The sequence below is a fragment of the Paracoccus sanguinis genome (assembly GCF_900106665.1).
Taxonomy (GTDB): Bacteria; Pseudomonadota; Alphaproteobacteria; order Rhodobacterales; family Rhodobacteraceae; genus Paracoccus; species Paracoccus panacisoli.
In genome coordinates this window covers 1,226,496-1,249,702 of sequence record NZ_FNNA01000001.1, presented here as the reverse complement: position 1 = coordinate 1,249,702, position 23,207 = coordinate 1,226,496, and the positions used below count along the sequence as shown (strand labels likewise).

Here is a 23,207-nt window from a genome sequence, read left to right as displayed (position 1 = left end):
CGCGGCCGCGACCTCAGCGGCGGCCGTCCTCGTCCTCGTCGTCCTCGCCCGCGTCATCCCCCTCGGGCAGGTTGAAGAAGCTGTCGGCATCGACCGACGGCTCGGGCTTGTCGTCGCGGGTGAGGGTGAAGTTCTCGAGCCCGGCGATGGACGAGGGCAGGCGCGGCTCTTCGGTCATCCCGAGGCTCGATTCGGTCGAGACGAGCTTGCGCCGCTCGTCGTCGGACATGACCTCGGGCTTGGACTTCGCGGCCTTCTGCACCGCCGCGTCGAGTTCCGACTGGCGGCAGAGGCCGAGCGCGACCGGGTCGATCGGCTGGATGTTCTGGATGTTCCAGTGGCTGCGGTCGCGGATCGCGGCGATGGTCGGCTTGGTGGTGCCGACGAGGCGGCTGATCTGGGCGTCGGTCAGTTCCGGGTGGAACTTGACCAGCCACAGGATCGCGGCCGGGCGGTCCTGACGCTTCGAGAGCGGCGTATAGCGCGGGCCGCGGCGCTTTTCCTCGCCTTCGGCGGCGGGGTTGTGCTTCAGCTTGAGCTTGTAGGCCGGGTCCTTCTGGCCCTTCTCGATCTCGCCCTCGTCAAGCTGGTTCGAGGCGACCGGGTCGAAGCCCTTGACGCCCGCCGCCACGTCGCCGTCGGCGATGCCCTGGACCTCGAGCTCGTGCATCCCGCAGAAATCCGCGATCTGCTTGAAGCTGAGGGTGGTGTTGTCGACCAGCCAGACGGCGGTGGCCTTGGCCATCAGCGGCTTGTTCATCGGTTGCTCCTTCGCAATAACCATCGACCGGGAAACCGGGGCGGCCCGCCCGGGTGCCGGGGTCGCGGCCATTCCTCAATCTCGGGGGAATTGCCGTCCCATATAGGATTTCGCGGCGGCGGATTGAACCCCCTTTTTCAACGCCCCCGCCCCGCCTAGGCTGACGGGATGAACACCCGTTTCCCCCTCGCCGCGGCAGCCTTGGCCGCTGTTGCCGCCCTGACCGCGCCCATCCTGACCGCGCCCGCCGCGCACGCGGGCGATGTAGCGGGGCGGTTCGACTATTACGTCCTCGCACTCAGCTGGTCGCCCTCTTGGTGCGCGACCGACGGCCAGGGCCGGAACGAGCCGCAATGCGACCCGCGCCGCCGGACCGGCTTCGTCGTCCACGGGCTGTGGCCGCAGTACGAGCGCGGCTGGCCCGCCAATTGCGCCACGCCCGAGCGCGACCCCTCGCGCCGGGAGAGCCAGGCGATGGCGGACGTGATGGGGTCGGGCGGGCTCGCGTGGTACCAGTGGCAGAAGCACGGGCGCTGCTCGGGCCTGTCGGCGCAGGGCTATTACCAGGCGGTGCGGGATGCGGCGGCGGCGGTGACGATCCCGCCGGTGTTCCGGATGCTGCCCCGCGACGTGCGCCTGCCCGCGCCGGTGGTCGAGGATGCGTTCATCGCCGTGAATCCGGCGATGGTGCGCGACGGGATCACCGTGACCTGCGACGGCGGGCGGGTGGACGAGGTCCGTATCTGCCTGACCCGCGACCTTCAGCCCCGCGCCTGCGCCCCCGATTCGCGCCGCGACTGCCGCGCGCCGATGCTGATGGAGGCGCCCGGCTGAGCGGGCGGGAGCCTCCGGCGGGGATATTTGGGTCCAGCCCGAGGCGGCACGGCGGCGCCTGAGGACGGCCGCCGTGCTGTCAGCTTATCCCGCCACCTTGAGCACGATCTTGCCGATGTGGTCGCCGCCTTCCATCCGGCGGTGGGCGGCTTCGGCATCGGCGAGCGGGAACTCGCGGTCCATCACCGGGCGCAGCTGCCCTGCGGCGACCATCGGCCAGACGTGGCGGGCCAGCTCGGCCGCGATCCCCGCCTTGGCGAGGTCGGACTGGGGCCTGAGCGTCGAGCCGGTGATGGTCAGCCGCCGGGTCATCAGCGGGGCGAAGTTGATCTCGGCCTTGGGGCCGCCGAGGAAGGCGATGAACACCAGCCGCCCGTCGTCGGCCAGCGCCTTGAGGTCGCGGGCGATGTAGTCGCCGCCCACCATGTCGAGGATCAGGTCGGCGCCGCCCTCGGCCGCGAGGACCTGGACGAAATCCGCCTCGCGGTAGTTGATGGCCGTGGCGCCGAGCGCGGCGCAGGCGGCGCATTTCTCGGCCGATCCGGCGGTGGCCCAGACGCGGGCGCCGAGTGCGCGGGCGATCTGGATCGCGGTGGTGCCGATCCCCGACGAGCCGCCGTGGACGAGGAACCGCTCGCCCGCCCGCAGCCCGCCGCGCATGACGACGTTGGACCAGACGGCGAAGCAGGTCTCGGGCAGGCAGGCGGCCTCGGCCAGGCCCAGTCCCTCGGGGACCGGCAGGGCGTGGTCGGCGGCGGTCAGCGCGTATTCGGCGTAGCCGCCGCCCGGCAGCAGCGCGCAGACGGCATCCCCCACCGCCCAGCGGGTCACGCCGGGACCGATCGCCGCGACATGGCCCGAACATTCGAGCCCCGGCAGGTCCGAGGCGCCGGGCGGCGGGGCATAGGCGCCCATGCGCTGCAGCACGTCGGGCCGGTTCACCCCGGCATAGGCCACGCGGATCAGGATCTGGCCCTGGCCCGGCGCCGGCACCGGCCGGCGGCGCAGGTCCAGCACGCCCGGCCCGCCCGGCTGGGCGATGGCCACCACGTCCATCTCGTGCGGGAGGCTCATGCGTCACCCCGCGGGCTCTCGGCGCGGTAGCCGGGCGCGGGTTGCGGCGCGGGTTTCCTGATCCAGCCGGTGGCGAGGTCGGTCATCGCCCCCACCCCCGGCAGCTTGCGGACCCCGGCCTTGAGCTTCTCGAACCGCATCACCCCGTCGATGCGGCGGTCGATGAAGGCTGCGGTGTCGAGGTTGCCTTCCGAGCTGTCGCCCAGCCAGTAGAGCACCACCGCCCCCCAGACCGAGGCGAGCGTGGCGCGCTTGGTCCACCAGTTCACGTCCTCGGACGGATCGCCGAGCCCGGTCCAGATCGTGTCCGCCGTCTCCCACACCAGCCGGGCGCCGAGCGGCGCGTTCGGCGGCAGCGACAGGACCGCGGCCCCGGCGCGCACCAGCTCGGGGTCGGCAAGCTCGAGGCGCTGGCGCATCGCCGCCGTGATCCGGTCGCGGATGCGCCCCTGCGGCGGGTGCGCGGCCAGCGCTGCGGCCAGTGCCGCGTCCGCGCGGCGGTGATAGGCCGCGGCCAGCGCCGCCCCGCCGCCGGGGAAATGCACGCGGGCGAGTTCCGGCGCCATGCCGATGTCGCGGGCGCCGGCGATCAGCGCGCGGTCGTTCATCCCCTCGAACGGGACATGGGTCAGCGCCGCGTCGAGCAGCCGGTCGCGGTCGTCTTGCATGGGCAAGGCTCCTCAGGGTGGACAAGGGCGACCGGCTGCGCTAAGGCGCCCCGGTCCTGCAATTCGATCAACTCTAACCTAGGAAGGTGGTGACAACCACATGCAGGTGAGCGTTCGCGACAACAACGTCGAACAGGCGCTTCGTGCCCTGAAGAAGAAACTTCAGCGCGAAGGGGTCTTCCGCGAAATGAAGCTGAAGCAGCATTTCGAGAAGCCGTCGGTCAAGAAGGCCCGTGAAAAGGCCGAGGCCGTGCGCCGTGCCCGCAAGCTGGCCCGTAAAAAGGCCCAGCGCGAAGGCGCGCTGTAAGGGCGCGTCCGGCGGGCCGCGAGGTCTCCCGACCATTCGGGGACACGCCGGTCCGGCGACAGCGAAAGCCGAAGGATCAGAAAGACCCCCGTGGCCCCGCCGCGGGGGTCTTTCATCACGCGAAATCACGCAGTTGCGTCGTGACAGCGCGGCCCGGCCGGGGCACCGTGGCGGCAGTCAGCGGAGCCTGCCCCATGCGTCTCACCCAACAACTCGTCTCCCACCCGGTCGTGCTGGCGCCCCTGGCCCTCGCCGTGCTCGCCGCCTGCGCGGGCGGCGGGGTCGCGGGAGGCGGCGGGGCGGGCGCCGGGTTCGACGGCACCTATACGCTGAGGGAAATCGTGGGGGTGCCGATCCAGGGCACCGCCGATCTGACCATCGCCGGGCAGGCGGTGTCGGGGCAGGGGCCGTGCAACCTCTATCACACCACCAACCGCGCCGAGTGGCCTGCAGTCGACCTGGCCCCCATCGCCCCCACCCGCCGCGCCTGCCTGATCGAGGGGGGCGAGGCGGCGTTCCTGGCCGCGCTGGCGCAGGTCACCCGCGCCGATCCGGTCAAGGGCGGGCTGGAGCTTGCGGGCCCCGCCCGCCGGATGATCTTCGACGCGGCGCGCTAGCTTTCGTCCCGCCAGCGGTTGACCAGCGGATAGCGCCGGTCGAGCCAGAAGGCCCGCGGCGAGACCCGCGGCCCGGGCGCGGCCTGATAGCGTTTCCACTCGCTGATGTAGATCAGCCGCTCGACCTTCTTCACCGTGTCGCGGTCGTGGCCCTCGGCCACGAGGTCGGCCACCGAGCGGTCACGCTCGATCAGCCCGGTCAGGATCGAATCGAGCACCGGATAGGGGGGCAGCGAATCCTCGTCCTTCTGGTCGGGGCGCAGCTCGGCCGAGGGCGGCTTGGTGATGACGCCGGGCGGGATGACCTCGCCCGCGGGGGCCGCCATCCACGGGCGGTGGTTGGCGTTGCGCCAGCGGCAGGTCTCGAACACGCGGGTCTTGTAGAGGTCTTTCAAGGGGTTATAGCCCCCCGCCATGTCGCCGTAGATGGTCGCATAGCCGACCGCGACCTCGGACTTGTTGCCGGTGGTCAGAAGAAGCTCGCCGAACTTGTTCGAGATCGCCATGAGCAGCAGCCCGCGCAGCCGGGACTGGACGTTCTCCTCGGTCACGTCGGGGCGGGTGCCGGCCATCACCCCGGCCAGCGCGTCCGAGACGGCGGCGCGCGGTCCGTCGATGGGGATCGTGTCCATGCGGATGCCGAGCCGGCGGGCCAGATCCTCGGCGTCGTCCAGCGAATGCTGGCTCGAGTATTCCGAGGGCATCCGCACCCCGCGCACGTTCTCGGGCCCCAGCGTGTCGGCGGCGATGGTGGCGACCAGCGCCGAATCGATCCCGCCCGACAAGCCCAGCAGCACCTTCGAGAAGCCCGACTTCCGCAGGTAATCCCCGAGGCCCACGCAGATCGCGCGGTAGTCCTGTTCCCATGCATCGGGCTGCGGGATCATCTCGCCGCGTTCGGCCCGCCAGCCCTCGGCGGTGCGGGTGAAATCGACATGGACAAGCCCCTCGTCGAAGGGGGCCATCTGCACGACCTTGTGCCCGCCGGGGTTCAGCACGAAGGACGCGCCGTCATAAACTTGATCGTCTTGCCCGCCGACCATGTTGACATAGGCCAAGGGCAGCCCGCTTTCGTGCACCCGCGCGACCATGTGGCCCATCCGCAGGTCCAGCTTGTCGCGGTGATAGGGGCTGCCGTTCGGCACGATCAGGATCTCGGCCCCGGTCTCGGCCAGCGTCTCGGTCACCGGCTGCCACCACGCATCCTCGCAGATGGGCGAGCCGATGCGGACCCCGTTCACCACGTAAGGCCCGCTGATCGGGCCGGGATCGAAGAGCCGCAGCTCGTCGAAGAGCTGCTTGTGGGGCAGTTCGTGCTTGGTGATCCGGGCGGTGATCCGGCCGCCCTGCAGGATCAGGTAGCAGTTGTAGAGCTTCTCGCCCTCGACCCACGGGCCGCCGATGCCGAGCGCGGGTCCGTCGGCGCAGTCGGCGGCGAGGCGCTCGACCGCCGCCATGGCGTCGCGCAGAAAGGCGGGCTTCAGCACCAGGTCCTGGGTCTGGTAGCCGGTGATGAACATCTCGGGCAGCGCCAGCATGTCGGCGCCCGCCGCGCGCGCGGCGGCAAAGGCCGCGCGCGCCTTGGCGGCGTTGCCCGCCAGGTCGCCCACGGTGGCGTTGAGCTGGCCCATGGTCAGGCGGAAACGGTCGGTCATCGGCGGGTTCCTCAATTCTCGGCGCGAGACTAGGTCGGGCGCCGGCCGAGCGAAAGCCCGCCCGGCGCGTCCCGCCGCGCCCTTACGCCCGCTGCATCTTTCCGGCCCGGACACCCCCGCGGGAGGCATCCGGCCGCGCCGTCCGCACCGCGCCCGGGCTTTGCGTCCAGCCGCCCTTTCGGTTACATCCCGCAGGAACGGCGGGCGCCAGACCCGCGAGCAGCAAGGGCAAAGGGCGATGAAACCTGCACTGATCGCCGCGGCGCTGGCCGCCGGGCTGTCGCTGGGCCAGGCCCCGGCCCCCGCCACCGCGCAGGACGCCGCGGTCGTCACCAAGACCTACGACGACGGCGGCGTGTACGAGGGCACCTTCCGCAACGGCCGCCAGCACGGGCGCGGCAGCTACACGCTGCCCTCGGGCTACCGCTACGAGGGCGACTGGGTGGACGGCGAGATCCTGGGCCAGGGCCGCGCGGTCTATCCCAACGGCTCGGTCTACGAGGGCGCCTTTGCCAAGGGCAAGCCGAACGGGCGCGGCAAGATCACCTATGCCGACGGCGGCACCTATGAGGGCGACTGGCTCGACGGCGAGATCACCGGGCAGGGCAAGGCGGTCTATGCCAACGGCTCGACCTACGAGGGCGGGTTCCGCAAGGCGCTGCACCACGGCAAGGGGCTGCTCGTGCAGTCCACCGGCTATCGCTACGACGGCGACTGGGTGGACGGCGCCAAGGAGGGGACGGGCAAGATCACCTATCCCGACGGCTCGGTCTACGAGGGCGGGATGCTGGGCGACCTGCGCGCCGGGCAGGGCAAGCTGACCATGCCCGACGGGCTGGTCTACGAGGGCGGCTGGGCGGCCGGGCAGATGTCGGGCCGCGGCCGGCTGGTGCAGGCCAACGGCGACATCTACGACGGCACCATGGTCGCCAACCGGCGCGAGGGGCAGGGCCGGGCGGAATACGCCGACGGCGACCTCTACGAGGGCGGCTTCCGCGCCGACAAGCGGCACGGCGAGGGGGTGTTCAGCGGCCGCGACGGCTATGTCTACCAGGGCGGCTGGGTCGACGGCCGGATGGAGGGGCAGGGCCGCATCCAGTACCCCGACGGCTCGGTCTACGAGGGGACACTCAAGGCCGACCAGCCGGACGGCAAGGGCAAGATCACCTATCCCGACGGCGCCAGCTACGAGGGCGACTGGGTCGCCGGCGCGATCGAGGGGCAGGGCAAGGCGCTTTACGCCAACGGGCTGGTCTACGAGGGCGGCTTCCGCGCCGGTCGCAACGAGGGCCAGGGCCGGATGAGCAACCCGGACGGCTATCTCTACAACGGCGCCTGGAAGGACGGGAAACGCCACGGCGAGGGGCAGGCGAGCTATGTGGACGGGACCGCCTACACCGGCAGCTTCGTCGACGGCCAGCGCGAGGGGCAGGGCGTGCTGATCACCAAGGACGGGTTCCGCTACGAGGGCGGCTGGAAGGACGGCGAGATCGATGGCGAGGGCACCGCGACCTACACCAACGGCGACGTCTACACCGGGCATTTCGTGGGCGGAAAGCGGCAGGGCCAGGGAACGATGCGCTACGCCTCGGGCCGGGTGGCCGAGGGCGCCTGGCAGGACGACAAGCTGACGCCCCCCGAGGGCAGCGCGCCCGCCGCGGGCGCGGCCGCGACGGAGGAGAGCGGCGAGGGGGCGGCCGCCCCGGCCCCGGCGCCCGCCCCGCCCGGCAGCGACGCGGGACCGGCCGGGACCGAACCCGTCGATCCGAACGCCGACCCGCGGGGGTGATTGCGAGGCCGATGGTGGGTGCGCGCCGCTGGCCGCGGGAGTGTGTGACCGGCTGGGGGTGGCAAGGGCTACCGCCGGGCGAAAGTCGGCGCCGGTCCAGCTCCTTTTTCCTTAGCGGCGTGGGGTGCGGGCCAGCGGGTGCGCTGCGCTGCACAGGCGCGCGCAGGAGCGGAGCCCAACCATCGCGGCCCTGACACGGCGATGCTCACCATTCATGCGGCCAACGGCCAGCCGTTCAAGCCGCGCCAACGCTTCATCGGCAGATCGAGCCGGACGCCTCCATCCATGCCCATCGTGGACCGCGACCGTGATGCCGAGGACCGCGCTGCGGGGCCGTACCGGCGCGGCCCGCGAGTCCCACCTGGCCGCCCCTTGATCCGCAGAGCTGCCGGCCGCGCGGGCGCCCTCGGGGCAAACGAGGCCAACGCCGATCCCTCGGCCCGACCTCTTCCTGCGGCGCAGAATCGGCCAAGCGGCGATGCAATCCTTCCGCGGCCACCACAGAAGCCCGCTCCAACCGCGCCCCAACCGCCCCGCCCTGACCCCGCCACGCCCGCCCGGCCACCCGCGCATGACACAGCGTCCCAAATCCCACACCTGCGGCCAAATGCGTCAGCAAACAGCCCGCAGGCCGCTGGACTGACACAATCTTGATCGCTAGAACCGCGGCTGCGAAGGCTGCCTGTGGGCGGCCCGACTGTCGATTGAGGCAGGGCCCACCGCCCCGGCCCCGAATTGGAGAATGACCGTGTCCCACGCAGACCATCCCGCAGGAGACCACGGCGCCACCCGGAGGGACTTCCTCTATTACGCGACCGCCGGCGCTGGCGTGGTTGCGGCGGGCGCGGCCGGCTGGACCCTGATCAACCAGATGAACCCCTCGGCCGACGTGCAGGCGCTGTCCTCGATCCAGGTGGACATCAGCGCCGTCGCCGAGGGCACGCAGCTGACCGTGAAATGGCTGGGCAAGCCGGTCTTCATCCGCCACCGCACCGCCGACGAGATCGAGCGCGCCCGCGCCGACGACGGCGCCGCGCTGATCGACCCCCTGGCCGAGAACGCCAACAAGCCGGGCGAGCCCGCCACCGACGCCAACCGCGCACTCGACGAGGAAGGCAAGTGGCTGGTCATGATCGGCGTCTGCACCCACCTCGGCTGCGTGCCGATCGGGGACGGGGCCGGCGACTTCGGCGGCTGGTTCTGCCCCTGCCACGGGTCGCACTATGACGCCTCGGGCCGCATCCGCCGCGGTCCGGCGCCCCAGAACCTGCATATCCCCGTCGCGTCCTTCGTGAACGACACCACCATCAAGCTGGGCTGAGGAGCGACAATGTCCGCCGGTATTCCCTCCGATCACTACGAGCCCAAGTCCGGGTTCGAGCGCTGGCTGCACCGCCGCCTGCCCGTCGTCGGCCTGGTCGTCGATTTCGTCACCCTCCCCACCCCCAAGAACCTCAACTGGTGGTGGATCTGGGGGATCGTGCTGACCTTCTGCCTCGTGCTGCAGATCGTCACCGGCATCGTCCTGGCGATGCACTACACCCCGCACGTCAGCCTCGCCTTCCGCTCGGTCGAGCACATCATGCGCGACGTGAACGGCGGCCACATGCTGCGCTACCTGCACGCGAACGGCGCCTCGCTGTTCTTCCTCGCCGTCTACATCCACATCTTCCGCAACCTCTACTACGGCAGCTACAAGGCGCCGCGCGAGGTGACGTGGATCGTGGGGATGCTGATCTACCTCGCCATGATGGCGACGGCGTTCATGGGCTACGTGCTGCCCTGGGGGCAGATGTCGTTCTGGGGCGCCACGGTGATCACCGGCCTCTTCGGCGCCATCCCGGGCATCGGGCCGTCGATCCAGGAATGGCTGCTCGGCGGGCCGGCGGTGGACAACGCCACGCTCAACCGCTTCTTCTCGCTGCACTACCTGCTGCCCTTCGTGATCGCGGCGCTGGTCGTCGTCCACTTCTGGGCCTTCCACACCACCGGCAACAACAACCCCACCGGGGTTGAGGTGCGCCGCACTTCGCGTGAAGAGGCCGACCGCGACACCGTCCCGTTCTGGCCCTACTTCGTGATCAAGGACCTGCTGGCGCTGGTCGTGATCCTCGTGGTGTTCTTCGCCGTCGTGGGCTTCATGCCGAACTACCTCGGCCACCCCGACAACTACGTCGAGGCGAACCCGCTGGCGACGCCCGCGCACATCGTGCCGGAATGGTACTTCCTGCCGTTCTACGCGATCCTGCGCGCCTTCACCGCCGACGTGTGGGTGGTGCAGGCGGTCAACTTCCTCTCGTTCGGGATCATCGACGCCAAGTTCTTCGGTGTGCTGGCGATGTTCGGCGCGATCATCGTGCTGGCGCTGGTGCCGTGGCTCGACACCAGCCGGGTCCGCTCGGGCCGCTACCGCCCGCAGTTCAAGTGGTGGTTCTGGCTGCTGGCGATCGACTTCGTCATCCTGACCTGGGTGGGGGCGCAGCCGGCCGAGGGGATCTATCCCTACATCGCGCTGGCCGGGGCGGCCTACTGGTTCGCCTACTTCCTTGTGATCCTGCCGATCCTCGGCGTGGTCGAGCGGCCCGAGCCGATGCCGGCCTCGATCGAGGAAGACTTCGACGCCCATTACGGGCCTGCCGCTCACCCCGCCGAATAAGGAGAAGGCGCGAGATGTCCCTGAGAAACGTTACGCTCACGGCGGTCGCGGCCCTGTCCTTCGGGATGGCGGCGCACGCCCAGACGACCACGATCACGGTCCCCCTGACCGAGCCCGGCGCCGCGGCGCCGGCGCCCGCGGGCCCCGGCACCACGGTCACGGTGACCGACGGCGCCCAGACCGTCACCACCACACCGTCGGCGCCCGCGCCGGCTGCGGTTGAGCCGGCGACCCCGCCGGCCGTCACCACCACCGCTCCGGTGGCCGACGCCGCCCCTGCGGCGACCCCGCCCGGCGTGGTGGTCGAACGCGGCGCCTCGGCGCCCGTCACCCCGGTCGCGCCGACAACCGCCGAGCCGGTCCCGGCCGGCGGCGTGACCCCGGCCAGCCCGGGCGCCACCGCCGACGCCGCCACCAGCGCGACGGCCGAGGTGCCCGCCAAGGCCGCCGACCCGGCCGAGGCTGCGGCGACCACCGAGACCGGCACCGCCGCGACCGAGATGTCGCCGGCGACCCCCACCGCCACCCCCACCGCGGGTGAGCCCCCGGCCGCGCCGGGCGAGGGCCTGCCCTCGGACGCCACGGCCGCGCAGGTCGATGCGCCGGTTCCGGTCACCCCGCCGGTCACGGGCGACGCCGCCCCGGCCACGGCCACCCCGGCCGAACCCGCGGCCGCAGCCCCCGCCGCGGACGCGCCGGCGGCCCCCGCGACCGAAACGGCCGTGGTTCCCGCCGAAGAGGCGCCGGCCGCGATCCAGTCGGGCGAGACCGCGCAGGTCGAGCCCGCCGCGACCGACACCGGCGCCGCGACCGAGGCTGCCGCCCCCGCCGACGGCCACGCCGCCCCGGCCGAGGACGCCGCCGCGGCCCATGCGCCCCACCAGGTCATCCACGACGTCGCCTTCAGCTTCGAGGGGCCGTTCGGGAAGTACGACCAGTTCCAGCTTCAGCGCGGCCTGCAGGTCTACACCGAGGTCTGCGCCGGCTGTCACGGCATGAAGCAGGTGCCGCTGCGCACCCTGCATGACGCGGGCGGCCCCGGCCTGCCCGAGGATCAGGTCCGCGCCTATGCCGCCGCGATGAGCGTCATGGATCCTGAGACCGGCGAAGAGCGTCCGCGCCTGCCCACCGACTTCTTCCCGACCGTCTCGGGCGACGGGATGGGGCCGGACCTGTCGCTGATGGCCAAGGCGCGCGCGGGCTTCCACGGCCCCTACGGCACCGGCATCAGCCAGTTCGTCCGCGGCATCGGCGGGCCCGAGTACATCTACTCGATCCTGACCGGCTACACCGGCGAGACGAAAGAGCAGGCGGGCACCACCTTCTACGAGAACCACGCCTTCCCGGGCGGCTGGATCTCGATGCCCCCGCCGCTGGCCGACGACCAGGTGACGTTCGAGGACGGCTCGCCCGCCGACCTGCACAGCGCCGCCAAGGACATCTCGGCGTTCCTGATGTGGACGGCCGAACCGAAGATGATGGCGCGCAAGCAGGCGGGTCTGGTCTCGGTGCTGTTCCTGATCGTGCTGTCGGCGCTGCTGTACCTGACCAACAAGCGGATCTGGTGGCCGATCAAGCACCGCGACGACGTGCCCGGCGACGGGCGCTGAGCGGGCGGCACCTTCGCCGACGGCCGACACGATGTGCGGACACGCCCCCTCGCGGGGCGTGTTTGCGTTTGGGGGCGGCCTCGCGATCTGCGCGCGGGCGGGTTGCCGCGCGGCCTGCCCGCGCCTATCTGCGAGCCATGCGCGTCCCCCTTCTCTCGCGGCTCTGGCCGTCCCGTCCCGTGGTTTCGGTGATCCGCCTGCAGGGCGCGATCGGCATTCCCGCGCGCCACGGCGCGGCCGGGCTGTCGGATGCCGGCCTCGCGCTGCTGCTTGAGCGCGCGTTCCGGCGCGGCAAGCCGGTCGCGGTATCCATCGCGCTCAACTCTCCCGGCGGCTCACCGGTGCAGTCGGCGCTGATCGCCGCCCGCATCCGGCGTCTGGCCGAAGAGACGAACGTCCCCGTCCATGCCTTCGTCGAGGACGTTGCGGCCTCGGGCGGCTACTGGCTCGCCACCGCGGCCGACACGATCTGGGCGGACGACTCGTCGGTGTTGGGCTCGATCGGGGTGATCTCGGCCGGGTTCGGCTTCGCCGACCTGATCCAGCGCCATGGGATCGAGCGCCGGGTCCACACCGCCGGGCGCTCGAAATCGTGGCTCGACCCGTTCCGCCCCGAGACGCCCGAGGACGTGGCGCGGCTGAACCGCCTGCTCGAGCCGATCCACGAGAGCTTCAAGGCCCAGGTCCGCGCCCGCCGCGGCGACCGGCTGGCCGCCGACCGCGACCTCTTCAACGGCGAGGTCTGGGTCGGGTCCGAGGCCGTCGCGCTGGGGCTGGCCGACGGGATCGGGCATCTCGAACCCACCATGCGCGGGCTCTTCGGCGACCGGGTGCGGTTCCGCAACTACAGCCAGCGGGTGCCGTTCCTGCGCCGCTTCGGCATCTCGGCCGAGGATTTCATCGACGCCGCCGCCGCGCGCGCGTCCTATGCGCGGCTGACGCCGGGGGGATGAGGCGATGCTCAAGGCGGTGATCCTGTTCCTGCTGATCATGGCGGCGATGGCGCTGGCCTTCGGGCCGGGCTTCCGCCGGCTGATGGCGCGTCTGCTGGGGTTGCCCCGTGGCCGTTGAGGGCGCGGCGCTGGTCACCGGCGGCGCCCGGCGGCTTGGCCGGGCGATGGTGCTCGCGCTGGCCGGGCGCGGGCACGACGTGGCGATCCACTACGACCGCTCGGCCGGCGAGGCCGAGGCCACCGCCGCCGAGGCTCGCGCGCTCGGCGTCCGGGCCGCGGTCTTTCAGGCCGACCTGCTGGACGAGGCGGCGACCGCCGCGCTGGTGCCCCGGGTGACGGCTGAGCTTGGCCCGCTGGGGGTGCTGGTCAACAATGCCTCGATCTTCGAATACGACACGCTGGCAACCGCCACCCGCGAAAGCTGGGACCGTCACATCGGCTCGAACCTGCGGGCGCCCTTCGTGCTGACCCAGGCCTTCGCCGCCCAGCTGCCCGAGCCGCCGCCGGTGACCGGCGAACCCGAGGCGCACGGGCTAGTGGTCAACATGGTCGACCAGCGGGTGCTGAAGCCCACGCCCGAGTTCATGACCTATTCGCTGGCCAAGGCCGGGCTCTGGGCGCTGACCCGGACCGCGGCGCAGGCGCTGGCGCCGCACATCCGGGTCAACGCCATCGGTCCGGGGCCGACGATGCAGGGTGCGCGGCAAAGCGCGTCGCACTTCGCCCGCCAGCGCGCCGCGACCATCCTCGAGCGCGGGGCGGATGCGGGCGACATCGTCGCCGCGCTGCTCTATCTGCTCGATGCGCGGGCGGTCACGGGGCAGCTGATCTGCGTCGACGGCGGCCAGCATCTGGGCTGGCAGACGCCCGATATCCTCGGCGAGCCGGTGCCTTGAGGGCCGCCGCCGAGTCGCAGCGCGACGTTTTGTCCACCCCTCACGGGGTCGTCACCGGGCCGTCATGAATCTTGTCGCGGAATCAGGGGTTTGTCGCAGGCTGATAAAATAATCAACCAAAACAAAGACCTGCAAACGTGCCTAAATATTAATCAAACCGTTTGCCGCCTTGGATTCGCTGGCCGGGGCATCATCGCTCCGCAGCCGCTCCACAGGGTTATCCACAGAAACCGTGGAACACTCCGGGGTTGCAATTACCCTCCGATTGCCGGGGGATCAGGGAATCACTCGAGCCGCCGCCATGACCGCCAAACCGCCCGCCCAACACCCCGAAATCGGGCCCGCCGAGGCCGATCCGACGCCCCTGCCGGGCGACGGCGCGGGTGAGGTTGGCGCTCCGTCCCCCGCCCCTGACAGCCCGGCCGAGATCCCGGCCCCCGGCGCCGATCCGGCCCCGGCACGGCCGGCGCTCACCGGCCATCGGCTGATCCAGGACTACTGCCGCCGGCTCGACTCGAGCCCCGGCGTCTACCGGATGCTCGATGCGCAGGGCGCGGTGCTCTATGTCGGCAAGGCGCGCAACCTCAAGGCGCGGGTGTCGAACTATGCCCGGCCGTCCGGCCACTCGGGACGCATCGCCCGGATGATCCGCGACACCGCGTCGATGATGTTCCTGACCACGCGGACCGAGACCGAGGCGCTGCTGCTCGAGCAGAACCTCATCAAGCAGCTCAAGCCGCGCTACAACGTGCTGTTGCGCGACGACAAGTCGTTCCCGAACATCCTCGTCGCCAAGGACCACCCCTTTCCGCAGATCAAGAAGCACCGCGGCGCGCGGTCGGAAAAGGGCGACTACTACGGCCCCTTCGCCAGCGCCGGAGCGGTGAACCGGACGCTGAACCAGTTGCAGCGGGTGTTCCTGCTCAGGTCCTGCACGGATGCGACGTTCTCGGCCCGGACCCGGCCCTGCCTGCTCTACCAGATCAAGCGCTGCAGCGCGCCCTGCGTCGGGCGGATCGGCGAGGTCGAGTATGCGGGCCTCGTCGCCGATGCCGAGCGCTTCCTGCAGGGCCGCTCGACCGCCGTGCAGGCGCGGCTGGCCGGCGAGATGGCGCAGGCGGCGGCTGACATGGAGTATGAGCGCGCGGCCGCGCTGCGCGACCGGATCAAGGCGCTGACCGCCGTGCAGTCGGTGCAGGCGATCAACCCCAAGCGGGTGGCCGAGGCCGACGTGATCGCGCTGTATCTGGACGGCGGGCAGGCCTGCGTGCAGGTCTTCTTCATCCGCGGCAACCAGAGCTGGGGGAACCGCGACTTCTACCCCCGCACCGGCGGGTCCGAGTCGCCGGCCGAGATCATGCAGGCCTTCGTCGCCCAGTTCTACGACGACAAGGTGCCGCCCCGGCTGGTGCTGTTGAGCCATCCGGTCGAGGACATGGACCTGCTGGCCGGGCTGCTGTCCGAGCGGGCAGGCCGGCGGGTCGCGATGGGCGTCCCGCAGCGCGGCGAAAAGGCCGAGTTGGTCGAGAACGCGCTGCGCAACGCCCGCGAAAGCCTCGCCCGCCGGCTGGCCGAGAGCGCGACCCAGCGGCGGCTGCTCGAGGGGCTGGCCGAGGCGTTCGAGCTGCCCGCCCCGCCGCGGCGGATCGAGATCTACGACAACAGCCACATCCAGGGCACGGCGGCGGTCGGCGGGATGGTGGTCAGCGGGCCGGACGGCTGGGTGAAGAATCAGTACCGCAAGTTCAACATCAAGGGCACCGAGATCACCCCCGGCGACGACTTCGGGATGATGCGCGAGATGCTGACCCGGCGCTTTGCGCGGCTGCTCAAGGACGATCCGGACCGGCAGACCGAGGCGTGGCCGGACCTGCTGCTGATCGACGGGGGCGCGGGGCAGGTCTCGGCGGTGGCGGGGATCCTGGCCGAGATGGGGGTCGAGGACATCCCGCTGGTAGGCGTCGCCAAGGGCCAGGACCGCGACCACGGCAAGGAGGAGTTCCACCGCCCCGGCCGCCGCCCCTTTGCCCTGGCGATGAACGATCCGGTGCTGTATTTCGTCCAGCGCCTGCGCGACGAGGCCCACCGCTGGGCGATCGGCACCCACCGGGCCCGCCGGACCAAGCAGGCGCTGGCCAATCCGCTAGACGAGATCGCCGGCGTGGGCGCGGCCCGCAAGCGGGCGCTGCTGGCCCATTTCGGCAGCGCCAAGGCGGTGGCGCGGGCCGGGCTCGCCGACCTGACGGCGGCGCCGGGGATCTCGGCCACGATGGCGAAGAGCATCCATGATCACTTTCATCCAGAGGGTGGGTGAGGACGGCGCGTCCGCGGCGGTGCGGGGGCGCGGGTGGTGCGGGGCTTGCGCCCTGTTGTGGGCGCACCCGGCGGCTCGGCGGTCGGCTGAGGTGGGGCGCTGCGACTGAAGGCGAAGCTACCGGCGCTGGCCGGGCCGCCAAGTGACCCAACCCTAGGCGCCGGCGGGCGGCTGAGCTGGGTCGCGCCAGTTGACGGCAAACCTACGGACGTCGGCCCACTCGCCAAGAGACGCCGGGGTGACGGGTGTGGTCGGTCAGCGCTAGGTCATGGGGCCTGACCGGTTTGGTGTGCCGGGCATGGTCCTGCGCCGCGCTCCGCCACAGTGTGTGCCTGAGCGGCGCCCAGAGCTTCGGGTAAGTCGTCCCCCCGTTACGCGGAAACAGAGTAATCAGGCGGTTCCGCCGTTCGACAAGAGGAGTCGTGCGTGAGGCAGAAGGCCCGCGCCGAGTGAACAAGCCCGCGCACCGCGTTTCTGACCGCCGACAACGAGGCAATCTGTACCGCATGGTTATCCCTGCGCGAGAAGGCGGCCCGCTCCACGTGGCCACCGCGCAATGAGGCGACCCGCGCCACGTGGCCTCGGCCGCGAACTCGCCCCGCGTAGGCATCCCCGCGCCACAAGGCGGCTCACACCGTTTGGCCATCCCCACGCGATACGGCGACCATCTCCCGCCCGCGTACCGGCCCGCCCGTCAGGCGGCGCCGGCGGCGGGGGGGCCGGGGGGGCGGGTAGCGCGCGGGGGCTCTCGGTCGCGCGCGCGCCGGGCGCCGCGGCGGGGGATGTTGAAGCAGAGCACGTTGCGGGATTCCTCGCGGAAATAGAACAGCGAGCGCGTCAGGTCGCGGATGATGAACCAGCCGAAGCCGCCCGCCCTGAGCGCCGACAACTCGGGCGCCGGGCGCGCCTCGGGGAAGACGAGGCACGAGTCGGGCAGCGGCGGGCCGTCGTCGATCACCGCGCAGGCGAGCCCGCCGGTGTGCTGGGTCACCGTCAGGTGGACAAGCACCGGTTGGGTGGCGGTCGCGTCGCTGGCCTCGCGCTCGGACACTCCTGCGTCGGTGGTGCCCGATGCGCTCAGGACGCGTGTGCTGTCGTCCTGACCGCTTGCGTCCGGCCCCGGAACACCCGGCTCCGTCACCGTCGCTTGCGCCATGCCCGAGGGCGTCTCCGGCGTTTCAAGACGACCGGCTCTGACGACCTCCGCCCCATCCCTGCCCGTCTCGCCCATCACGTGGACCGAACCAGCCTCGCCCCGCCCCTCGCCAGCCGGCGCGGCGCCGTGGGCCGCCCGGCGCAGCTTGGCGCCCCACGGCAGCTCCGTCACGCCGGAACCCTCGGCGCTCGACGCCTCCTTTGGACCGTGGCCGCCCGACCCCTCGGGGCCATGCAGGGTGATGTTGTTCAGCACCTCGGCCAGCACCAATTCCAGCCGCGACAGCGCGTCGGGGTCGGTGCGGCCGTCGAACCGCCGGCGCAGGTCGATCAGCGCCTCGCGGACATTGGCGAGCGTCGCCTCCATCACCCGGTGGAACATCGGCGCGCCGGGGTTGCCGGCGCCCGGGGCGCCCTGGGGCGTCCGCTGCCGGCTCATGCCGCACCCCCTTGCGCTGCCGCGGCGGCGCCTGCCTCGGCCGGCGCGGGCCGCGACGGGGCCGGGCGCGGGGTCGCGGGCGGGGCCGCCTTGTGGATGGTGAACACCGTGTCCATCCGCGTGAGCTGGAACACACGGTCCACGTTCGGCCCCAGCGCCGCCACCTCGAGCCGGTGGGTCTCGGGCAGGCCGCGCCGGATCGCCAGGATCGCGCCGAGCCCCGAGCTGTCCATGAACTCGACACGGCTCAGGTCCAGCACGATCCGCGGCCCGTCGCGCGCCACGACCTCGCGCAGCCGATCCTTGAACCGGATCGCCTGCGCGGCGTCGAGCCGGGCGTCGAGCACCCGGACCAGCACGCCGTCGGCCAAATCCTCGATCGTGAAACCCATACTTGCCCCCCGTGCCGAATCCGTGCCTTGATCCTTACCTGCCAAACCTTGCCAAACCGTAAGCGCCGTTCAGAAAAACCGGAGAGTTCCGATGACCGAAGTCTATGTCCGCTCTGCCGTCCGCACGCCGATGGGGGGGATGCAGGGGGCGCTTTCGCCGCTCAGCGCGCCCGAGCTGGGGGCGGCGGCCATCGCCGCGGCGCTCGACCGGGCCGGCGCCGGGACCGAGGCGGTCGACGAGGTGCTGATGGGCTGCGTGCTGCCCGCGGGCCAGGGCCAGGCGCCCGCGCGGCAGGCGGCGCTGGGGGCCGGGCTGCCCGAGTCGGTGCCGGCGGTCACGCTGAACAAGATGTGCGGCTCGGGGATGCAGGCGCTGATGTCGGCCTCGGATTCGATCCGCGCCGGGTCGGCCCGCACCATCGTCGCGGGCGGGATGGAGAGCATGACCAACGCCCCCTACCTGCTGCCGAAGATGCGCGGGGGGGCGCGGCTCGGCCATGCCGAGGTCAAGGACTCGATGTTCCTCGACGGGCTCGAGGACGCCTACGACAAGGGCCGGCTGATGGGCACCTTCGCCGAGGATTGCGCCAGCGCGTTCCAGTTCACCCGGGCGGCGCAGGACGAATACGCGCTGCGCTCGCTCACCCGCGCGCGTGAGGCGATCGAGACCGGGCGCTTCGCCGACGAGGTGGTGGCGGTGACGGTCAAGGGCCGCGGCGGCGACACCGAGGTCGGCACCGACGAGCAGCCCGGCAACGCCCGGCCCGACAAGATCCCGACGCTCAAGCCCGCCTTCCGCAAGGACGGGACGGTGACGGCGGCGAACTCGTCGTCGATCTCGGACGGGGCGGCGGCGCTGGTGCTGTCGGACGCGGCCGAGGGCGCCATCGCCCGGATCGTGGGTTACGCCGGCCACGCGCAGGCCCCGGCCGAGTTTCCGACAGCGCCCGTGCCTGCGGCCGAGAAGCTGCTGGCGCGGATCGGCTGGGACAAGGACGACGTCGATCTGTGGGAGGTGAACGAGGCCTTTGCGGTCGTCCCCATGGCCTTCATGCAGAAGATGGGCCTGTCGCCCGAGCGGGTGAACGTGAACGGCGGCGCCTGCGCGCTGGGCCACCCGATCGGCGCCTCGGGGGCGCGGATCGTGGTGACGCTGATCCACGAGCTGCGCCGTCGCGGCCTCAAGCGGGGCGTGGCCGCGATCTGCATCGGCGGCGGCGAGGGCACGGCGATCGCGGTCGAGACGGTGTGAGCGGCGGCTGACGGGCGCAACACCGCGCGCCCGTCCGCAGCGCATTACAATCGGCGATTGCCCGGGCGGGCCCGGCTGCATTAAGGGATCGTTAACCTCCACCCGCAGCCTCAGGGTTTTGCCATGACCGCTCATGCCCGTTTCGACAGCGCCCTGCCGCTTGCCGCCCCCGTCGTCGAGGGCCGGGACGCCCCCTCGGGGGCCACGACCCCCTATGTGCTGACGCCGGGCAACAGCTTCAGCGGCAGCATCGGGTCCAGCTACGACACCGACTGGATTCGGGTCAGCCTGACGGCCGGTCAGACCTACAACTTCACCATGGATGGGGTGTCCTTGAGCGACAGCTACCTCGAACTGCGCAACGCCAGCGGCACCGTCGTCGCCTTCAACGACGATTCGGGCCGCATCAACCATTCGCAGTTCAGCTATACCGCCACGCAGGGCGGCACCTATTACATCGCCGCGCGCGCCTATTCGTCCCAGACCGGAAGCTATACGGTCAGCTACGACCAGCCCCGGCCCTGGACCAACGACGAGATCGCTACCTATCTCAGCGACGGCTTCTGGCGCGACATGGGCGAGAGACCGCGCGCCTATGACGTGGCGCAGGGCGGGGTGCTGAACTGCGACCTGACCGACCTCAGCGCGGCGGAGCGCTCGGTCGCGGTGATGGCGCTGAACGCCTGGTCAGAGGTCACGGGGATCCGCTTCAACACCAACTCGACCGCCGGGTCGGGTGCGCATATCCGCTTTACCAACGACGATCAGGCGGGCGCCTATTGCACGGCCGACGCCATGTCGGGGGGCACGGTCACGCGGTCGACCGTCAACATCCCGCTCTACTGGCGCGACCAGCCGGGCGAGGGCTTCGCCAGCTACTACTACCAGACCTACATCCACGAGATCGGCCACGCGCTGGGGCTCGGCCACGGCGGCCCCTACAACGGCTCGGCGACCTACGGGCGCGACAACGCCTATGTCAACGACAGCTGGCAGGCGACGGTGATGTCGTATTTCAGCCAGACCGACAACACCACGGTCAACGCGAGCTACGGCTTCGTCGTCACCCCGATGATCGCCGACATCCTGGCGATGCAGCAGCTTTACGGGCTGCCGCAGAACATCAACGGCACCAACTCGACCTGGGGCGAGGGCTGCAATGTTGGCGGCGCCTTCGGGCTGGCCAACCGGATGCTCACCACGGGGCAGATGGTGACCTGCACGATCTTCGACCAGGGCGGGACCGACTGGCTGCGGGTGGGCAGCGACCGCGCCGCGCAGGTGATCAACCTCGCCGGCGGATCGGTGTCGAGCGTCTATGGCAAGACCGGCAACCTCTCGATCGCCGAGGGCACGGTGATCGAGAACGTGCTGGCCGGTCACGGCAACGACCGGGTCAACGGCAACACGGCGGGCAACTGGCTTGCCGGGATGGCCGGCAACGACACGCTCAGCGGGTGGAGCGGGAACGACACGCTCGAGGGCGGGGCGGGTGCGGACCGGCTGGCGGGCGGGGTCGGGGACGACCTCTACATCATCGACCGGTTGGACACGCTGGTCGAGCTGGCCGGGCAGGGGATCGACCGCGTGCGCGCCACCTTCGACTATACGCTCGGCACCAACTTCGAGGCGCTGCTGCTGATCCAGTCCTTCGCCAAGTTCGGGACCGGCAATGCCGTCGCCAACACGGTCGTGGGCAACAGCCAGGTCAACTACCTGTCGGGCGGGGCCGGGAACGACACGATCTTCGGCATGGCCGGCGACGACACGCTGGCCGGGAACGCCGGCGCCGACCGGCTCGTCGGGGGCCTAGGCAACGACACCTACCAGCGCGACAGCCTCGACACGATCGTCGAGGCCGCCAACGCTGGCATCGACACCGTCCTGACCGCGACGGACCTGGTGCTGGGCGCGAACCTCGAGCGGGTGGTCGTCACCGGCGGCAATGCGGTCAAGGTGACCGGCAACGGGCTGGCCAACGAGCTGGTCGGCAACGATGCCGCCAACGTCCTGATCGGCGGCGGCGGGGCGGACGTGATGACCGGCGGCGGCGGCGAGGATGTGTTCGTGTTCTCGGCCGGGCAGGCGGGGCGGATCGAGGACTTCCAGAACGACGTCGACGTGCTGACCATCAACGCCGGCGTCCATGCGCGGCTGAGCGCCGAAGGCATCCTCACCACCGCCCGCGACAGCGCCGGCGGCGTGGACCTGACCATCGCGGGTGCCGCGATCCGCATCGAGGGGATCTCGGTCGCCGACCTGCGCGACGACCTGATCCTGGCTTGAGGGGGCGGCCCGCCCCCTGAAAAGCAAAGGCCCGGGGCATCCCCCGGGCCTTTGGCATCTTAGACCGACAGGCAGACGTATTTCAGCTCGAGATAATCGTCGATCCCGTGCCGCGAGCCCTCGCGGCCCAGGCCCGACTGCTTGACCCCGCCGAACGGCGCCACCTCGGTCGAGATGATCCCGGTGTTCACGCCGACGATGCCGTAGTCGAGCCCCTCCTGCACGCGGGTGATGCGCCCGATGTCGCGGGCGTAGAAATAAGACGCGAGGCCGAAGATCGTGGCGTTGGCCTTGTCGATCGCCTCCTCTTCGGTCTCGAAGCGAAAGAGCGGGGCGAGGGGGCCGAAGGTCTCTTCGGTCGCCACCTTGGCGTCGTCGCGCACGCCGGTCATCACCGTCGGCTCGAAGAACAGCCCGTCCTTGCGCTTTCCGCCCGTCACCACCGCGCCGCCGTGGTCGAGCACGTCGGCGATATGCTCCTCGACCTTCTCGATAGCGCCCTCGTTGATCAGCGGACCGGTCGTCACGCCCTCCTCGAGCCCGTCGCCCACGCGCAGCTTCTCGACCGCGGCGGCGAGCTTGTCGGCGAAGGCGTCATAGACGCCGGCCTGCACATAGATGCGGTTGGCGCAGACGCAGGTCTGGCCGTTGTTGCGGAACTTGGACGCCATCGCGCCCTCGACCGCGGCATCCAGATCGGCGTCGTCGAAGACGATGAAGGGGGCGTTGCCGCCCAGCTCCATCGAGCATTTCAGCACCTGGTCGGCGGCCTGCCGCAGCAGGATGCGGCCGACCTCGGTCGAGCCGGTGAAGGTCAGCTTGCGGACCAGCGGGTTCTCGCAGAACTCCTTGCCGATGTCTGAGGACCGGCTGGAGGTCACGACCGACAGGATGCCCTTGGGCAGCCCCGCCCGCTCACCCAGCACGGCCAGCGCCAGCGCCGAGAGCGGCGTCTCGGCCGCCGGGCGGGCGACGAAGCCGCAGCCGACCGCCAGCGCCGGGCCGCATTTGCGGGTGATCATCGCGTTGGGGAAGTTCCAGGGCGTGATCGAGCCCACCACGCCGATCGGCTGGCGCAGCACGGTCAGGCGCTTGTCGGGCTGGTGGCCGGGGATCGTCTCGCCATAGACGCGCTTGGCCTCTTCGCCGAACCACTCGATGAAGGACGCGCCATAGGCGATCTCGCCCTTGGCCTCGGCCAGCGGCTTGCCCTGCTCGGCGGTCAGGATCTTGCCCAGATCCTCCTGGTTTTCCATCATCAGGTCGAACCACTTGCGCATGACCTGCGCGCGCTCCTTGGCGGTCTTGGCCTGCCAGCCCGTCATCGCGGCGTGGGCGGCCTCGATGGCGCGCTTGACCTCGGCGCGCGACAGGTCGGCCACCTCGGCGATGACGTCGCCGCGGGCGGGGTTGCGCACAGGGAAGGTCTTGCCGTCGTCCGCATCCACCCATTCCCCGGCCACGAAGGCGCGGGTTTCCATCAGCGACGGGTCGCGCAGCAGCATCTTGAGGTCGGTGGGGCGGGCGGTCATGGCGGGGCTCCTTCTCGG

General features: G+C 71.1%; 19 protein-coding genes. 12 read left to right on the top strand and 7 right to left on the bottom strand.

The window, feature by feature from the left end:
* Positions 1-13: 13 nt before the first annotated feature.
* Positions 14-760, bottom strand: coding sequence for a DUF1013 domain-containing protein (locus tag BLW17_RS06090; RefSeq protein ID WP_036703010.1), 747 nt, complete (start codon positions 758-760; stop codon positions 14-16).
* A 168-nt stretch (positions 761-928) separates the two neighbouring features.
* Here BLW17_RS06090 and BLW17_RS06085 point away from each other — a divergent pair, with 168 nt between their 5' ends.
* Positions 929-1,594, top strand: a complete 666-nt coding sequence (locus tag BLW17_RS06085) for a ribonuclease T2 family protein (RefSeq protein WP_052176473.1) — start codon at positions 929-931, stop codon at positions 1,592-1,594.
* Between the two features lie 84 nt (positions 1,595-1,678).
* On the opposite strand, the gene BLW17_RS06080 is transcribed toward BLW17_RS06085, so the two are convergent.
* Both BLW17_RS06080 and BLW17_RS06075 read right to left on the bottom strand, forming a co-directional pair.
* The gene (locus tag BLW17_RS06080; RefSeq protein WP_036734512.1) at positions 1,679-2,668 is read right to left on the bottom strand and encodes an NAD(P)H-quinone oxidoreductase; all 990 of its coding nucleotides are present in this window, start codon (positions 2,666-2,668) and stop codon (positions 1,679-1,681) included.
* Positions 2,665-3,336, bottom strand: coding sequence for a COQ9 family protein (locus tag BLW17_RS06075; RefSeq protein ID WP_036710367.1), 672 nt, complete (start codon positions 3,334-3,336; stop codon positions 2,665-2,667). Before BLW17_RS06075 ends, BLW17_RS06080 begins: the two co-directional genes overlap by 4 nt.
* A 100-nt stretch (positions 3,337-3,436) precedes the next feature.
* Between BLW17_RS06075 and rpsU the strand changes: the two genes are divergently transcribed.
* On the top strand, positions 3,437-3,643 hold the full coding sequence (rpsU, locus tag BLW17_RS06070; protein ID WP_011748553.1) for a 30S ribosomal protein S21: 207 nt from the start codon (positions 3,437-3,439) through the stop codon (positions 3,641-3,643).
* 194 nt (positions 3,644-3,837) lie between these two features.
* The gene (locus BLW17_RS06065; protein ID WP_052176474.1) at positions 3,838-4,260 is read left to right on the top strand and encodes an META domain-containing protein; all 423 of its coding nucleotides are present in this window, start codon (positions 3,838-3,840) and stop codon (positions 4,258-4,260) included.
* On the opposite strand, the gene BLW17_RS06060 is transcribed toward BLW17_RS06065, so the two are convergent.
* Entirely contained in the window at positions 4,257-5,915 is a 1,659-nt protein-coding gene (locus BLW17_RS06060; RefSeq protein WP_036734514.1) for an NAD+ synthase, read from the bottom strand. The two genes, BLW17_RS06065 and BLW17_RS06060, sit on opposite strands and share 4 nt — an antisense overlap.
* Before the next feature lie 238 nt (positions 5,916-6,153).
* On the opposite strand from BLW17_RS06060, the gene BLW17_RS06055 reads away from it, so the two are divergent.
* The 7 genes from BLW17_RS06055 (at position 6,154) to uvrC (ending at position 16,133) form a co-directional block, all read left to right on the top strand.
* On the top strand, positions 6,154-7,704 hold the full coding sequence (locus tag BLW17_RS06055) for an MORN repeat-containing protein (RefSeq protein ID WP_052176475.1): 1,551 nt from the start codon (positions 6,154-6,156) through the stop codon (positions 7,702-7,704).
* 748 nt (positions 7,705-8,452) lie between these two features.
* Positions 8,453-9,025 carry a ubiquinol-cytochrome c reductase iron-sulfur subunit gene (gene petA / locus BLW17_RS06050; protein WP_036705789.1) on the top strand — a complete coding sequence of 191 codons (573 nt, stop codon included), beginning with the start codon at positions 8,453-8,455 and terminating at the stop codon, positions 9,023-9,025.
* Positions 9,026-9,034: 9 nt separating this feature from the next.
* Positions 9,035-10,360 carry a cytochrome b gene (petB, locus tag BLW17_RS06045; protein ID WP_036712647.1) on the top strand — a complete coding sequence of 442 codons (1,326 nt, stop codon included), beginning with the start codon at positions 9,035-9,037 and terminating at the stop codon, positions 10,358-10,360.
* A gap of 752 nt (positions 10,361-11,112) precedes the next feature.
* A complete protein-coding gene (locus tag BLW17_RS18495; RefSeq protein ID WP_269429107.1) occupies positions 11,113-11,970 on the top strand; it encodes a cytochrome c1 in 858 nt (285 codons plus the stop codon).
* 137 nt (positions 11,971-12,107) lie between these two features.
* Positions 12,108-12,923, top strand: a complete 816-nt coding sequence (locus BLW17_RS06035; RefSeq protein ID WP_036736431.1) for a S49 family peptidase — start codon at positions 12,108-12,110, stop codon at positions 12,921-12,923.
* 107 nt (positions 12,924-13,030) lie between these two features.
* Entirely contained in the window at positions 13,031-13,819 is a 789-nt protein-coding gene (locus tag BLW17_RS06030; protein WP_036736433.1) for an SDR family oxidoreductase, read from the top strand.
* A gap of 301 nt (positions 13,820-14,120) precedes the next feature.
* On the top strand, positions 14,121-16,133 hold the full coding sequence (uvrC, locus tag BLW17_RS06025) for an excinuclease ABC subunit UvrC (RefSeq protein WP_081969266.1): 2,013 nt from the start codon (positions 14,121-14,123) through the stop codon (positions 16,131-16,133).
* Between the two features lie 694 nt (positions 16,134-16,827).
* Here uvrC and BLW17_RS17695 read toward each other — a convergent pair.
* Entirely contained in the window at positions 16,828-17,727 is a 900-nt protein-coding gene (locus BLW17_RS17695) for an ATP-binding protein (protein WP_074826211.1), read from the bottom strand.
* A complete protein-coding gene (locus BLW17_RS06015; protein WP_074826209.1) occupies positions 17,724-18,119 on the bottom strand; it encodes an STAS domain-containing protein in 396 nt (131 codons plus the stop codon). The genes BLW17_RS17695 and BLW17_RS06015 overlap by 4 nt, the downstream gene beginning before the upstream one ends.
* 91 nt (positions 18,120-18,210) lie before the next feature.
* Between BLW17_RS06015 and BLW17_RS06010 the strand changes: the two genes are divergently transcribed.
* Positions 18,211-19,371: a thiolase family protein gene (locus BLW17_RS06010; RefSeq protein WP_036711996.1), complete on the top strand. Its 1,161-nt coding sequence runs from the start codon at positions 18,211-18,213 to the stop codon at positions 19,369-19,371.
* Between the two features lie 123 nt (positions 19,372-19,494).
* Positions 19,495-21,657 (top strand): M10 family metallopeptidase C-terminal domain-containing protein, encoded by a 2,163-nt coding sequence (locus tag BLW17_RS06005; RefSeq protein ID WP_074826206.1) that lies wholly within the window; start codon positions 19,495-19,497, stop codon positions 21,655-21,657.
* A gap of 59 nt (positions 21,658-21,716) precedes the next feature.
* On the opposite strand, the gene BLW17_RS06000 is transcribed toward BLW17_RS06005, so the two are convergent.
* Positions 21,717-23,189, bottom strand: a complete 1,473-nt coding sequence (locus BLW17_RS06000) for an NAD-dependent succinate-semialdehyde dehydrogenase (protein WP_036736210.1) — start codon at positions 23,187-23,189, stop codon at positions 21,717-21,719.
* Positions 23,190-23,207 lie beyond the last annotated feature (18 nt).